Source organism: Klenkia soli (genome assembly GCF_900103975.1).
GTDB lineage: Bacteria > Actinomycetota > Actinomycetes > Mycobacteriales > Geodermatophilaceae > Klenkia > Klenkia soli.
Window position 1 is genome coordinate 55,378 of sequence record NZ_FNIR01000005.1, and the last position, 14,126, is coordinate 69,503.

General features: G+C 73.9%; 13 protein-coding genes. 5 read left to right on the forward strand and 8 right to left on the reverse strand.

The window, feature by feature from the left end:
• Positions 1 to 268 precede the first annotated feature (268 nt).
• The 3 genes from BLS67_RS08870 to BLS67_RS08880 are packed head-to-tail and all read right to left on the reverse strand — an operon-like array spanning position 269 to position 3,164.
• On the reverse strand, positions 269 to 1,426 hold the full coding sequence (locus BLS67_RS08870; protein ID WP_091243401.1) for an acyl-CoA dehydrogenase family protein: 1,158 nt from the start codon (positions 1,424 to 1,426) through the stop codon (positions 269 to 271).
• Between the two features lie 20 nt (positions 1,427 to 1,446).
• Positions 1,447 to 1,956 (reverse strand): 5-(carboxyamino)imidazole ribonucleotide mutase, encoded by a 510-nt coding sequence (gene purE, locus BLS67_RS08875; protein ID WP_091243404.1) that lies wholly within the window; start codon positions 1,954 to 1,956, stop codon positions 1,447 to 1,449.
• Complete coding sequence (locus BLS67_RS08880) at positions 1,956 to 3,164, reverse strand: 5-(carboxyamino)imidazole ribonucleotide synthase (RefSeq protein WP_091243407.1); 1,209 nt, start codon at positions 3,162 to 3,164, stop codon at positions 1,956 to 1,958. Before BLS67_RS08880 ends, purE begins: the two co-directional genes overlap by 1 nt.
• Before the next feature lie 67 nt (positions 3,165 to 3,231).
• On the opposite strand from BLS67_RS08880, the gene BLS67_RS08885 reads away from it, so the two are divergent.
• Positions 3,232 to 3,684 carry a GtrA family protein gene (locus BLS67_RS08885; RefSeq protein WP_242653937.1) on the forward strand — a complete coding sequence of 151 codons (453 nt, stop codon included), beginning with the start codon at positions 3,232 to 3,234 and terminating at the stop codon, positions 3,682 to 3,684.
• 9 nt (positions 3,685 to 3,693) lie between these two features.
• On the opposite strand, the gene BLS67_RS08890 is transcribed toward BLS67_RS08885, so the two are convergent.
• Genes BLS67_RS08890 through BLS67_RS08905 form a run of 4 tightly spaced genes read right to left on the reverse strand, consistent with a single transcriptional unit; the run spans position 3,694 to position 9,279 of the window.
• Positions 3,694 to 6,642 carry an AAA family ATPase gene (locus BLS67_RS08890; protein WP_091243413.1) on the reverse strand — a complete coding sequence of 983 codons (2,949 nt, stop codon included), beginning with the start codon at positions 6,640 to 6,642 and terminating at the stop codon, positions 3,694 to 3,696.
• Positions 6,639 to 7,790 carry an exonuclease SbcCD subunit D gene (locus BLS67_RS08895; RefSeq protein ID WP_091243416.1) on the reverse strand — a complete coding sequence of 384 codons (1,152 nt, stop codon included), beginning with the start codon at positions 7,788 to 7,790 and terminating at the stop codon, positions 6,639 to 6,641. The genes BLS67_RS08890 and BLS67_RS08895 overlap by 4 nt, the downstream gene beginning before the upstream one ends.
• 57 nt (positions 7,791 to 7,847) lie before the next feature.
• Positions 7,848 to 8,414 carry a PH domain-containing protein gene (locus tag BLS67_RS08900; RefSeq protein ID WP_091243419.1) on the reverse strand — a complete coding sequence of 189 codons (567 nt, stop codon included), beginning with the start codon at positions 8,412 to 8,414 and terminating at the stop codon, positions 7,848 to 7,850.
• A gap of 31 nt (positions 8,415 to 8,445) precedes the next feature.
• The gene (locus BLS67_RS08905) at positions 8,446 to 9,279 is read right to left on the reverse strand and encodes a biotin--[acetyl-CoA-carboxylase] ligase (protein WP_091243422.1); all 834 of its coding nucleotides are present in this window, start codon (positions 9,277 to 9,279) and stop codon (positions 8,446 to 8,448) included.
• 84 nt (positions 9,280 to 9,363) lie between these two features.
• Between BLS67_RS08905 and BLS67_RS08910 the strand changes: the two genes are divergently transcribed.
• The 4 genes from BLS67_RS08910 to BLS67_RS08925 are packed head-to-tail and all read left to right on the forward strand — an operon-like array spanning position 9,364 to position 13,609.
• Entirely contained in the window at positions 9,364 to 10,989 is a 1,626-nt protein-coding gene (locus tag BLS67_RS08910) for an acyl-CoA carboxylase subunit beta (protein ID WP_091243425.1), read from the forward strand.
• Positions 10,986 to 11,204 (forward strand): acyl-CoA carboxylase subunit epsilon, encoded by a 219-nt coding sequence (locus tag BLS67_RS08915; protein WP_091243428.1) that lies wholly within the window; start codon positions 10,986 to 10,988, stop codon positions 11,202 to 11,204. Before BLS67_RS08910 ends, BLS67_RS08915 begins: the two co-directional genes overlap by 4 nt.
• Positions 11,201 to 11,803 (forward strand): Maf family protein, encoded by a 603-nt coding sequence (locus tag BLS67_RS08920; RefSeq protein ID WP_207500432.1) that lies wholly within the window; start codon positions 11,201 to 11,203, stop codon positions 11,801 to 11,803. Before BLS67_RS08915 ends, BLS67_RS08920 begins: the two co-directional genes overlap by 4 nt.
• Positions 11,804 to 11,851: 48 nt before the next feature.
• A complete protein-coding gene (locus BLS67_RS08925) occupies positions 11,852 to 13,609 on the forward strand; it encodes an acetyl/propionyl/methylcrotonyl-CoA carboxylase subunit alpha (protein WP_091243431.1) in 1,758 nt (585 codons plus the stop codon).
• Positions 13,610 to 13,652: 43 nt separating this feature from the next.
• Here BLS67_RS08925 and BLS67_RS23735 read toward each other — a convergent pair.
• Positions 13,653 to 14,126 (reverse strand): LGFP repeat-containing protein (locus BLS67_RS23735; protein ID WP_423221500.1); only part of this gene is annotated, 474 nt, incomplete at its 5' end.

Consider the following 14,126-nt stretch of genomic DNA (forward strand, 5'->3'; position numbering starts at 1 on the left):
GGTGGCCGCCGAATCCGCAGCCTGCCGTGATCGGGGGCCAGGCGTGCAGCGCCGGACGGCAAAGCCGCACCGGTGTGCGCCTGCAACTGGAAGACGCGTCGACCATGATCACCGGTGCTCGGGCGTCACGTACGTGTCACACAAGCCCTGCCGACCGGTTCCGCAGCGTGCCACGGTGGTCCGGCGACGAGCCCAGGCGGAAACCCGAGCCCGATGTCTGCGGAGCCGCCTACAGTGGTGCTGACCTGGGAAAATGTAGGACCGCTGACTACCGCAGGAGGTTCCGTGCGATCACCATCCGCTGGATCTGGTTGGTGCCCTCGTAGATCTGGGTGATCTTGGCGTCGCGCATCATGCGCTCGACCGGGAAGTCCTGGGTGTAGCCGGCCCCGCCGAACAGCTGGACGGCGTCGGTGGTCACCTGCATGGCGACGTCGGAGGCGAAGGCCTTGGACGACGCCGACACCATGGTGAGGTCGGGGCCACCGGTCTCACCGCGTGCCGCGGCGACGTAGACCAGGTGCCGGGCTGCCTCGATCTTCATGGCCATGTCGGCGAGCATGAACTGCACGCCCTGGAAGTCCGAGAGCGCGGAGCGGAACTGCCGACGGTCCTTGGTGTACGCGATCGCGGCGTCCAGCGCCCCCTGGGCCACGCCCACGGCCTGCGCACCGATCGTCGGCCGGGTGAAGTCCAGCGTCTTCAGCGCCGTCTTGAACCCGGTACCGGGCGCGCCGACGATCCGGTCGGCCGGGATGGTGCAGTCGGTGAAGTGCAGCTCGCAGGTCGGCGAGCCCTTGATGCCCATCTTGCGTTCCTTGGCCCCGACCTCGAAGCCCGGGTCGTCGCGGTGCACGACGAACGCGGAGATCCCGTTGGCGCCCTTCTCGGGGTCGGTCACGGCCATGACCGTGTACCACTCGCTCACGCCGGCGTTCGTGATCCAGGCCTTGGTGCCGTTGAGCACCCACGAGTCGCCGTCCAGGCGGGCGCGGGTCTTCATGGCCGCGGCGTCGGAACCGGCCTCGCGCTCGGAGAGGCCGTAGCTGATCATCGCGTCGCCGGCCGCGATCGACGGCAGCACCTTCTGCTTGAGCTCCTCGGAGGCCGACAGGATGATCGGCACCGACCCCAGCTTGTTCACCGCCGGGATAAGCGACGCCGAGACGTCGACCCGGGCGACCTCCTCGATCACGATGCAGGTCGCGATCGCGTCGGCGCCCTCGCCGCCGTACTGCTCCTCGATGTGGGTGGCGTGGAAGCCCGCCGCCGTCAGCGCCTTCTGCGCCTCGATCGGGTACCGGGAGTCGGCGTCGCACTCGGCCGCCCAGGGGGCGATCTCCCGCTCGGCGATCTCGCGGACCGCCTCGCGGATCGCGTCGTGCTCCTCGGTCAGCGCGTACAGCCCGCCGGCGTTGTTACCCACCGGTACAGGTTATGCCGGGTTCACTCCCCAGCGGTAGCGAGCCGCTCCTGCAGCTGCGCGTCGCGGGCCACCACCGAGTCGGCGAGGGCCGCCTGGAACTCCTCGACGCGGGCGCGGAGGGCCTCGTCGGACGCCGCCAGGATCCGGACGGCGAGCAGTCCCGCGTTGCGTCCCCCGCCGATCGACACCGTGGCCACGGGGACCCCGGCCGGCATCTGCACGATCGACAGCAGGCTGTCCAGGCCGTCGAGCCGGTCGAGCGCCCGGGGGACGCCGATGACCGGGAGCGGGGTGGCCGCGGCGATCATCCCCGGCAGGTGGGCCGCTCCCCCGGCACCGGCGACCACCACCCGCAGCCCGCGGCCGGCCGCGCCCTCGGCCCACTCGAGCATCCGGCGCGGGGTGCGGTGCGCCGAGAGCACGTGCGCCTCCCAGCCGACGTCGAACTCGTCGAGCGCCCGGGCGGCGGGCTCCATCGTCGGCCAGTCGGAGTCGCTGCCCATCACGATGCCGACGACGGGACCGCTCATCAGTGGTGCTCCTCCTCGAACGCGAAGGCCGGGTCGACCACGCCGTCGGCCAGGTAGCGGGCGGCCGCGACGGCCCGGGCGCGCACCTCGGCGAGGTCGTCGCCCAACGCCGTGACGTGCCCGAGCTTGCGGCCCCGGCGCTGCCCCTTGCCGTACCAGTGCAGCTTGACGTCGGGCCAGTGCGCCATGAAGTGGTGGATCCGCTCGTCCAACCCCGGACCGGCCCAGTCGGCGTCGGCGGCGTCGCCGCCGAGCACGTTGGCCATGACGACCACCGGCGCGGTCATCGCGGTCGAGCCGAGCGGGTAGTCCAGGACTGCACGCAGGTGCTGCTCGAACTGGCTGGTCACCGCGCCCTCGATCGACCAGTGGCCGGAGTTGTGCGGGCGCATCGCCAGCTCGTTGACCACGACGCCGTCCGCGGTCTCGAACAGCTCGACGGCCAGCATGCCGACCACGCCCAGCCGGTCGGCGATCCGCACCGCCATCTCCTGCGCCGTCGTGGCCAGCTCGTCGGACAGCCCGGGCGCCGGCACGAGGGCCTCGTTGCAGACCCCGTCGCGCTGGACGGTCTCGACCACGGGGTAGACGGCCACCTGGCCGAACGGGGAGCGGGCGACCTGGGCGGCCAGCTCCCGGACCATGGCCACGCGCTGCTCGGCGAGCAGCGTGCCGTGCTGCTCGAGGAGCTCGGCGGCGACCGCCTCGTCGGGGACGACGAAGACACCGCGGCCGTCGTACCCGCCGCGCGGCGTCTTGAGCACCACCGGCCACCCGTGGGCGGCGGCGAACACGGCGACATCGGCGGCGGTGTCGACCTGCGCCCAGGCCGGCTGCGGCTCCCCCGCCGCCGCCAGCGCCCGGCGGAGCACCAGCTTGTCCTGGGCGTGCACGAGCGCGTCCGGCCCGGGCGCGACCCGGTGGCCGGCGGCCACCAACGCGTGCAGGTGGTCGGTGGGCACGTGCTCGTGGTCGAAGGTGACGACGGTGGCGCCCTCGGCCAACGCGACGAGGTCCTCGAGGCTGGTGTGCTCGCCGATCCGGACGTCGCCCGCGACGAGCGCGGCGGACTCGGCCGGGTCGGCCGCGAGGACCCGCAGGGACTGCCCCAGGGCGATGGCGGCCTGGTGCGTCATCCGCGACAGCTGACCACCACCGACCATCGCGACGACAGGGGTACCGGTCCGTGCGTCGAGGTGGGCCACCATGGTGCGGTCAGGCTATCGGGCCCGTCGTGCGGGCCGAGCACAGCCGCCGTCCGTACAGTGCCCTCCCGTGGCCGTGCTCGACTCGTTGCTCCGGCGGACCGGCTTGAGCTGGCAGCTGCTGGTGAAGGAACTCAGCGCCTTCGGCGTCGTCGGGGCGATCTGCTTCGTCATCGACCTCGGACTCTTCCAGCTGCTCTACGCCCACGCCGGCGTGGGCGCGGTCACGGCCAAGCTGGTCTCGACGCTGGTCTCGATGACGGTTGCCTACGTCGCGCACAGGTACTGGTCCTTCAGCCACCGAGCGCGCACCGGAGTCCGACGGGAGTACCTGCTCTTCGCCGCGATCAACGGTGCGACGCTGCTGCTCGGGCTCGCGGTCGTGGCGCTGGTCCGCTACCCGTTGGCGCAGGAGGGGGCCCTGGTGCTCCAGGTCGCCAACGTCGCGTCCATCGCCGTGGGCACGGTCATCAGGTACCTGTCCTACCGCCGCTGGGTGTTCCCCGCACCCCCCACCGCCTGAGGCCCCCGCTCAGGACGCCAGGCGGGAGCCGTTCCTCCCGCTGGTGATCTCGATGCGGCTGGGGATGCGGGTGCGCAGCTCCTCGACGTGGCTGACGACGCCCACCGTGCGACCCCCGCGGCGGAGCTCGTCGAGCACGCCCATGACGGCGTCCAGGGCCAGCGGGTCCAGCGAACCGAACCCCTCGTCGACGAACAACGTGTCGAGCTGGACGCCGCCGGACTCGGCGGTCACCACGTCGGCCAGGCCCAGGGCCAGGGCCAGGGACGCCATGAAGCTCTCGCCGCCGGAGAGGGTCTTGGTCGGCCGTTGCTGACCGGTGTACTCGTCGAGCACGTCCAGGCCGAGCCCACCGCGGGCGCCGTTGCGGCCGACCGCGTCGCTGTGCCGGAAGGTGTACCGGCCGCCGGACATGTCCTGCAGCCGGATGCTGGCCACCTCGGCGACCTGCTCGAGGCGGGCGGCCAGCACGAAGGACTGCAGGCGCATCTTCAGGGTGTTGGCGCCACGGCCGTTCACCAGGTCGGCCATCGACCCGACGTGGTCCACGACCGACCGGCGCTCGTCCAGCTCGACCTGGGCGGCGGTCACCTCCCCGGCCAACCGGTCGAGCTCGACCAGGCACCGGGCCGCCGCGACGGCCTCGGCCACGGCGGTCTCCCGTCGTCCGGACGCCCCTCGGTGCTGCTCCTCGACCACCGGCAGGTCGGGCCGCTCACCCAGGTCGACCAGCTCCGGCTCGCCCAGCACGGCGCGGGCCACCGACACCGCCCGGTCGTGCTCGGCGATGCGGTCGACCAACCGGCCGGCCTCGCCCGGGGCGAGCAAGGCCGATGCCGCCGCGGCGACGTCGGGGAACCCGGCGCCGGTGACCCTGCCCAGCGCACGTTCGGTGGCGACCGCCCAGTCGTCCCGGGCGCGCTGGTCGGCGGTCCGGGCCTCCAGGGCGGCCTCGCACCGCTGCGCCTCGGCCACCAGCCGGGCGCCGCGCGCCGCCAGGTCGGTGTCCTCGCCGACGGCGGCGGCCAGGCGTGCACCGAGCTCGCTGCGGGATGCCTCGACGGAGGCCCGCTCCGCCTGCCGGGCGGAGAGCTCGGTGCGCGTGGCCCCCAGCAGCTCGTCCTCCTGGACGACGTCGGCCAGGAAGACCTCCAGCGCGGCTTCGGCCGCCGCGCCACCGGTGGCGAGCGCGGAGGCGGCGGACACCGCGGACCGGGCACGGTCGGCCCCGTCGCGGAGCTCCGCGACGGTCTCGTCACCGGCGACGGCGCGCAGTGCGGCCAGCTCGCCGGCGAGGTCGGCCCGCGCGGCCTGCGCGGCCCCCAGCTCGGCGTCGGCCTGCTCGACCCGGGCCCGCGCAGCGTCCTCGCGATCGGCGGTCACCGTCGGGCCGGTCGCCTCGGCGGGGGCGGGGTGCTCCGCGGACCCGCAGACGGGGCACCCCGCCCCGGGGAGGAGGCCGGCGGCCAGCTCGGCCGCCATCCCGTCGAGGCGGGCCGACCGCAGGTCGGCTGCGTGCTCGCGCACGGACACGAGCACCTCGCGGAGCTGCAGCACGTGGTCGTCGGCGGTGCGGAGCCGCTCGGCCAGCCCCGTGGCGGCCACCGCGGCCCGGGTCCGCTCCACCCAGCGCTCCTGGTCGACCAGCAGCCCGGGCAGCCGGGCTGCCGCGTCGGCGCACCGGACCACGTGGTCCTCGAGCTGGGCCCGCCGTTGCGGGCGGCGGGCCACCGACTCCTGCACGGCCGCCACGCGCCCCCGGAGCTCCACGACCTGCCGGTCGAGGTCGGCCACCCTGCCCCGCAGCTCAGCGGCCCGCACCGTGTCGGCCTCCAGGCCCCGCACCACCGCGGCCTCGTCCCGCAGGGACCGCGCCGTGGCGAGGTCGGCGGTCCGACCAGCGGCCACCGCGCCCCAGGCCGCATCGGCCGCACCCAGCCGGTCGGCGGCCGCCTCGGCCACGGCGGCGCACCGCCGGACCGTCTCCAGGAGATCGCGGACGCCCTCCGACCGACGACCGGCGTCCGCCCGTGCCCGCACCGGCCCGAGCTGCGACTCCTGGGCGAGCAACCTCTCCAGGTCGGCGGCGGCCCGGTCACGGCGGGTGTGCCGCTCGGCCGACGTGCGTGCGGCGGCCAGCAGCGCCGACGCCGCGGTCAGCTCCTCCCCCGTGCTGCGCACCGCTGCCCGCGCCCGGTCGTCACGCTCGCGGGCCCCGGCGACGGCGCCCCGCACCCAGCGGTCGACGACCCCGCGCGCCGGGTCGTGCGCGAGGTCCTCGGGGACGGCGGTGCCGGCGACCTGGGCGATCCGCGCCAGCAGGGTGCCGAGGGCGGTGCGGGCGAGGTCGAGGCGCTGGGCGGCGCCGCGGCGCTCCTCGGCCAACCACTCCTCGGCACGGGCGAACCGCCCGACGTCGAAGAGGGTGCGCAGCAGCCGGCTGCGGTCGTCGGGCTCGGCCCGCAGGAACCGGGCGAAGTCCCCCTGCGGGAGGAGCACCACCTGGCAGAACTGCTCGGCCGACAGACCCAGCTTGGTGCGCAGGTGCTCGGAGCCCTCGTCGATCCGGGTGCTGACCGGCTCCCACCCGCCGTCGGTGAGCCGCTGCACCAGCAGCGTGGCCTGCTCGGTCGTCCAGCCGGCACCGCGCTTCTTCGGCCGAGCCTGCTCGGGGCGTCGCGTGATCCGCAACCGCTCGCCGCCGATCGTGACCTCGCACCCGACCTCGGTGCGCACGTCGGCGCCGGCGTGGTCGCTGCGCAACCGCTTCTCCTGGCCACGCGGGCCGGGGACCGAGCCGTAGAGGGCGAACACCACGGCGTCCAGCAGGGTGGTCTTGCCGGCGCCGGTGGGACCCCACAGCAGGAACAGCCCGTCGCGGGCGACGTCGTCGAGGTCGACCGACACCCGCCCGGCGAAGGGCCCGAACGCGCTGAGCGTGAGCGCGTGGACCCTCATCGGGCCGTCTCCTCGCGGTCGGCGACCGCCAGGGCGCGCCCCAGCAGCTCACGCTCCGCGGCGGACACCCCGACCCCACCCCGGACGTGGCCGACGAACTCCCCGGCGATCGACAGCGCGTCGCGACCCCGCAGCCGTTCGGTGTAGCTGCGCTCGTCGGCCCCCGACGGCACCCCGGACCACTCGAGGTGGACGCAGTGCGGGAAGCGGGCCTGCAGGCGGCGCATGGCATCGGTCGGTCGGACGGGGTCGGTGAGCCGGGCCGACACGAAGTGCTCCAGCACCGCCTCGTGGGCGGGGTCGGCCAGCAACTGCGCGAGCTCACCGGTGAGGACGCTCAGCCGTCGGGGCAGCGGGAGCGGCACCGCGCGCACCTCGGCGAGGCCACCGGCGTCGAGGTCGACCAGCCAGACCTGCTTGGTCTGGCCGGCTTCGCCGAAGGAGTAGGGCAGCGGTGAGCCGCTGTACCGCAGCCGCGGGCTCAGCGTCTGCGGGCGGTGCAGGTGCCCCAGGGCGACGTAGTCGACGCCGTCGAACACCGACGGGCTGACCAGGTCGACGCCGCCGACGGCGATGTCGCGCTCGCTCTCGCTGGGCAGGCCACCCCCGACGAAGGCGTGCGCCAGCACCACCGACCGGGCACCGGGCCGGAAGTACAGGTCGGCCCGCACCTTGTCCATCGCCGCGGCGAGCACCGCCTGGTGGGACCGGGCGAGGTCGGCGCCCAGCTCGTGCCGGGCCACCTCGGGCTCGAGGAACGGCAACCCGTAGACCGCGACCTCGCCGTGCTCGTCGGGCAGCAGCACCGGTTCGTCCAGCGAGGCGGTGGTCGCCCGGACGTGCACCCCCGAGACGGCCAGCAGCCCGGCGGCGAACCCCAGCCGACGGGCCGAGTCGTGGTTGCCGGGGGTCAGCACGACGGTGGCACCCGCGGCACGCAGCCGGGACAGCACCCGGTCGAGGACGCCGGTGGCGTCGGCGGAGGGCACCGCGCGGTCGTAGACGTCTCCGGCGACCACCACGACGTCGACCCGCTCGGCGCGCACGACCCGGGCCAACCCGGACAGCACGGCCTCCTGCTCGGCGAGCAGGTCGGTCCCGTGCAGGGACCGACCCACGTGCCAGTCGGAGGTGTGCAGCAACCGCATGCCGAGGACGCTAGGCGGTCCCTCCGACAGAAACGGGATCCGGGGAGGAACCCCAGGTCAGCGCTGGGGCGGGACCGGCCCGGTCTCGCCGCGGTAGTACTGGCCGATGTAGCCGGCGCTCTCCTGCGCCCGCCGGTCGGCGTCCTCCTCGACCATGTGGTTGAGCAGCTGCTGCACGCCGTCGGAGTCGGGGATGGCCGACCAGATCGTCGAGCCGCCCTCACCGGCGGTCTCGATGGTGATCTTCCCCGAGTTGATGATCCGGTCCCACAGCGTCTGGGTGTAGGACACGTCGGTGATGCGGGAGAGCCCGATGTCCCGACCGGTGCGGGACAGGATGCCGACCCGGTACAGGATCCGGTGCGTCGTGATCACGTAGTGCGTCGTCCGCCACTTCAGCAGCGGGACGACGACGAACGCGACCGCCAGCAGCACCGCCAGGACGACGACCACCAGGCGGTAGACGCCCTGGTTCGACCCCTCGGGGATCAGCGCCGCACCGAAAGAGCCCAGGCCGACGAGGACCAGGAACGCCACGATCGGCCAGAAGACGGTCAGCCAGTGCGGGTGCAGGTGCCGGACGACCTCTTCGTCGTCGGCCAGCAGCTTTGCGGGGTACGCCACGGCGACAGGATGACCGACCGCGCCGCCGCCGTCACGAAGGCGGGGTGCGCCTCCGCACGTGTCGCACGTCGCCGGCGGCCAGCTCGTACCGACCCTCGGGCGTCCGGACCACGAGCCGACCGTCCCAGTCGACCGCCTCGGCCACGCCGTCCAGCAGCGAGCCGTCGGGCAACGTCACCGTGACGTCGGCCCCGACCGTGGAGCACCACGCGAGGTAGTCGGTCGCCAACCCCGACGAGACCGGGTCACCGGCGTGCTCGACCCAGCGCCGGTAGCGGGCCTCCAGCGCGCGCAGGTAGCCGAGCAGGACCGGCCCCCGGTCGACGGGCCCGCCCACGGCGAGGGCCAGCGACGTCCCGGTGTCGGGCAGCTCGTCGGCCCGGGTCGAGACGTTGAGCCCGACACCCACCACGACCGCGCCGTCGGCGACCTCGGCGAGGATGCCGGCCAGCTTCCGCCCGTCGGGCGCGAGCAGGTCGTTCGGCCACTTCAACGACGAGCGGGTCGTGTCGGCCAGGGACTCCGCCAGGGCGACGCCGGTGAGCATCGACAGCCAGCCGCGGCGGGCCACGGGGACGTCGGGGCGCAGCAGCACGGAGACCGTCACCCCGGCGCGCGGCGGGGAGGTCCAGGTGCGGTCGAGGCGCCCGCGGCCGGAGACCTGGTGCTCGGCGACCAGGACCAACCCCTCGGCCTCGCCGTCGGCCGCACGGGCGGCGAGCGCGGCGTTCGTGGAGCCGATCTCGTCGACGACCTCGACCGACCGCCACAGGCCGTCACCGCGCTGCAGGGCTGTGACCAGCGACACGGCATCCAGGCCGGGGCGGTCGAGGTCCCGGTAGCGCGCCGAGCCGCTGTCACCCATGTCCCCTACGCTACGGCCGGTGCAGGCGGTCCCCGCAGCGGAGCGGGTGCCCCCGAGCAAGGCTGATGGCCTGGGAGGTCCCGAGTGAGCGCGGCTGAACTGCAGGACGCCGGCGAGAACGTCCCCGACGACGTCGACGTCCACACGACCGCGGGCAAGCTCGCCGACTTCGCCCGACGGCAGGAGGAGGCGCTGCACGCGGGCTCCGAGAAGGCCGTGGAGAAGCAGCACGCCGCCGGCAAGATGACCGCGCGCGAGCGGGTCGAGTTCCTGCTCGACGAGGGCTCGTTCACCGAGTTCGACGAGTTCGCCCGGCACCGGTCGACCAACTTCGGGCTGGACAAGAAGCGGCCCTTCGGCGACGGCGTCGTCACCGGGTACGGCACCGTCGACGGCCGCCCGGTCGCCGTCTTCAGCCAGGACGTGACCAGCTTCGGCGGCAGCCTCGGCGAGGTCTACGGCGAGAAGATCGTCAAGGTCCTCGACTTCGCCATCACCAACGGCTGCCCGGTGGTCGGCATCAACGAGGGCGGCGGTGCCCGCATCCAGGAGGGCGTGGTCTCCCTCGGCCTGTACGGCGAGATCTTCCGCCGCAACGTGCACGCGTCCGGGGTCATCCCGCAGATCTCGCTGATCATGGGTGCGAACGCCGGCGGCCACGTCTACTCCCCCGCGCTGACCGACTTCGTGGTGATGGTCGACCAGACCAGCCAGATGTTCATCACCGGCCCCGACGTCGTGAAGACCGTCACCGGCGAGGACGTCACCCTCGAGGAGCTCGGCGGCGCACGCACGCACAACACGAAGTCCGGCGTCGCGCACTACCTCGGCTCGGACGAGGAGGACGCCATCGACTACGTCAAGGCGCTGCTGTCCTACCTCCCGGCCAACAACCTCGACCCGCTCCCCGCCCTCGACGTCGCGGCGGTCGACACGTCGGTCGACGGCGTGACCGACGAGGACCGCGAGCTCGACACGTTCATCCCCGACTCCGCAAACAGCCCCTACGACATGCACACCGTCCTCGAGCACGTGCTCGACGACGGCGAGTTCCTCGAGGTGCAGGAGCTCTTCGCACCCAACATCCTCACCGGCTTCGGCCGGGTCGAGGGCCGGCCGGTCGGCGTGGTCGCCAACCAGCCCACCCAGTTCGCCGGCACGCTGGACATCGACGCCAGCGAGAAGGCGGCCCGCTTCGTGCGCACCTGCGACGCCTTCAACATCCCCGTGCTCACCTTCGTCGACGTCCCCGGCTTCCTGCCCGGCACCTCGCAGGAGTGGGACGGCATCATCCGGCGCGGCGCCAAGCTGATCTACGCCTACGCCGAGGCCACCGTCCCGCTGGTCACCGTGATCACCCGCAAGGCGTACGGCGGGGCCTACGACGTCATGGGGTCCAAGCACCTGGGCGCCGACGTCAACCTGGCCTGGCCGACCGCCCAGATCGCCGTCGTCGGGGCGCAGGGCGCCGTCGGGATCCTCTACCGCCGCGAGCTCGCGGCCGCCGACAACCCGGACGAGCGCCGGGCCGAGCTGATCGCCGAGTACGAGGACACCCTGGCCAACCCGTACATCGCCGCCGACCGCGGCTACGTGGACGCGGTGATCCTCCCCTCGCACACCCGGGTGCAGGTCACCAAGGCCCTCCGGGTGCTGGCCAACAAGCGGCAGACCCTGCCCGCCAAGAAGCACGGCAACATCCCGCTGTGAGCGACGACGTCGTGCGCCCGTTGCTGCGCGTGGTCCGCGGCGAGCCCTCCGCCGAGGAGCTCGCCGCGCTGACCGCGGTCGTCGCCGCGCTCTCCCAGCGGCGCGAGCGGACCCGGCCCACCCCGCTCGGCGGCTGGGCCTCGCGGACCGACGCCGTCCGCCGGCCGCTGCACCACGGCCCGGGTGGCTGGCACGCGTCGGGGCGGTTCGCGTGACCCGCCGGCTGGTGCTGGCGTCGGCGTCCCCGGCTCGGCTGCAGCTGCTGCGCCAGGCCGGGCTCACCCCGGAGGTCGTCGTCAGCGGGGTGGACGAGACCGCGACCCGCTCACCGCGGGTCGGTGAGCTCGTCGCGCTCCTCGCCACCGCCAAGGCGCAGGCCGTCGCCCGGCAGGAGACCGACGCGCTGGTCATCGGCGCCGACTCGGTGCTGGAGTTCCGCGGCCAGCCGCTGGGCAAGCCGGCCGACGCCGACGACGCCCGGCAGCGGTGGCGCCGCATGGCCGGCCGCAGCGGGGTGCTGCACACCGGGCAGGCGCTGTTCGACGTCCAGGGCGGTGCGGTCGCACGTCGCGACGTCGCCGTCTCGTCGACGACCATCCACTTCGCCAGCCCCACCGACGCCGAGATCGACGCCTACGTCGGGTCCGGTGAGCCGCTCCAGGTGGCCGGGGCGTTCACGCTCGACGGCCTCGGCGCGGCGTTCGTCCGCCGGGTCGAGGGCGACCCCACGGGCGTCATCGGGCTGTCGTTGCCGCTCCTGCGGGTCCAGCTGGGCCGCCTGGGGCTGACCATCACCGAGTTCTGGGACCGCTGAGCCTGCTGGCCGGAGTCCGCAACGTCCACATCGAGGAGGCTGTGCGCTGTGCAGAAGGTCCTGATCGCCAACCGTGGTGAGATCGCCGTCCGGGTCGCCCGGGCCTGCAGGGACGCCGGGCTGACCAGCGTCGCGGTCTACGCCGAGCCCGACCGCGACGCCCTGCACGTGCGGGTCGCCGACGAGGCCTTCGCCCTGGGCGGGAACACCCCCGGCGAGTCCTACCTGGTGATCGAGAAGATCATCGAGGTCGCGAAGGAGTCCGGCGCCGACGCCGTGCACCCCGGCTACGGCTTCCTCTCCGAGAACGCCGACTTCGCCCAAGCGGTGATCGACGCCGGGCTGACCTGGATCGGCCCCTCCCCCGCGGCGATCATCGCGCTGGGCGACAAGGTGCAGGCCCGGCACATCGCCACGAAGGTCGGCGCCCCGCTGGTCCCCGGCACCACCGACCCGGTCAACGGCGGCGACGAGGTCGTCGCCTTCGCCGAGGAGCACGGCCTGCCGGTGGCGATCAAGGCCGCCTTCGGCGGCGGTGGCCGTGGCCTCAAGGTCGCCCGCACCATGGAGGAGATCCCCGAGCTGTTCGACTCCGCCGTCCGCGAGGCGGTCTCCGCCTTCGGCCGCGGCGAGTGCTTCGTCGAGAAGTTCCTGGACAAGCCCCGGCACGTCGAGGCCCAGGTGCTCGCCGACACCCACGGCAACGTGGTCGTCGTCGGCACCCGCGACTGCTCGCTGCAGCGGCGCAACCAGAAGCTGGTCGAGGAGGCGCCCGCGCCGTTCCTGACCGACGAGCAGCGCGAGCGCATCCACACCAGCGCCAAGGACATCGTGCGCGGCGCTGACTACGTGGGCGCCGGCACCGTCGAGTACCTCGTCGGCGTCGACGGCGACATCTCCTTCCTCGAGGTCAACACCCGCCTGCAGGTCGAGCACCCGGTCAGCGAGGAGACCAGCGGCATCGACCTCGTGCGCCAGCAGTTCCGGATCGCCGACGGCCTGCCGCTGGAGATCACCGAGGACCCGGCCCCGCGCGGGCACTCCATCGAGTTCCGGATCAACGCCGAGGACGCCGGCCGCAACTTCATGCCCGCCCCCGGCCCGGTGACGGCGCTGTCGGTGCCGCAGGGCCCCGGCGTGCGCTGGGACTCCGGCGTGGTCGCCGGTGGCGAGGTCGCCGGGGCGTTCGACTCGATGCTGGCCAAGCTGATCGTCACCGGCGCCACCCGCGCCGAGGCGCTGCAGCGGGCCGCCCGTGCGCTGGACGAGCTGACCGTCGAGGGCATGCCCACGGTGATCCCGTTCCACCGGGCCGTGGTCCGCGACGAGGCCTTCACCTCCGAGCCGTTCACCGTGCACACCCGGTGGATCGAGACCGAGTGGGACAACCAGGTCCAGCCGCACGGAGCCGCCGCGGAGACCGACGAGCCCGAGGAGCGGCAGACCGTCGTCGTCGAGGTCGGCGGACGCCGGTTGGAGGTCTCGCTGCCCGCCGGCCTGGCCGCCGGGGGCGGTGCGCCGGCCGGCGCCAAGGCCAAGCCGCGCAAGCGCGGCGGCGGGTCCGGTGGCGGTGCCGCGTCCGGTGACAGCCTCACCTCGCCGATGCAGGGCACGATCGTCAAGGTGGCCGTCGAGGACGGCGCCACCGTGGCGGCCGGTGACCTGGTCGTGGTGCTCGAGGCGATGAAGATGGAGCAGCCGATCGTGGCGCACAAGGCGGGCACGGTGTCCGGCCTCTCGGCCGAGGTCGGCGCCACCGTGACCAGCGGCGCCGTCCTCTGCACCATCGCCGGCACCGAGGGCTGACACCCGCCCGGGGGTGGGCGCAGGTCCCACCCCCGGCGCGACGTCAGGACCTGGAGACCGAACCGGTCGTCGTGTTCCAGGTCAGCGTGCCGCCCTGGAAGTCCTGGGCGGTGCCGTCCTGGACCGGCCGAGCGTCACCCGTCGGGTACCCGAGGCTCCCGGCCTCCCAGCCCTGGGCGATCCAGGCCTGCTGGATGGGCCCCGACACCGCGTGCGCGCCCGTCGTGGCCGTGCTGTAGATCCGGCCGCCCTGGAACACCTGACCGCACCCACCGCTGGACATCCCGCAGATGAGCCCGGTGGTCGGGTAGCCCAGCGGCCCGCCCTCCGCCTCCGTCGCGGCCCACGCCGCGAGGACGGCCCCGCGGACCACCCAGGTGCCGCTGGTCGAGGTGTAGACGGCTCCCCCGGCGAAGGACTGCCGGCAGCCGCCACCGGCCAGGCCGCAGACCAGGTCCGTGGTCGGGTAGCCCAGCGGACCGGCCTCCCAGCCCTGCGCGATCCAGGCGTCCTGGAC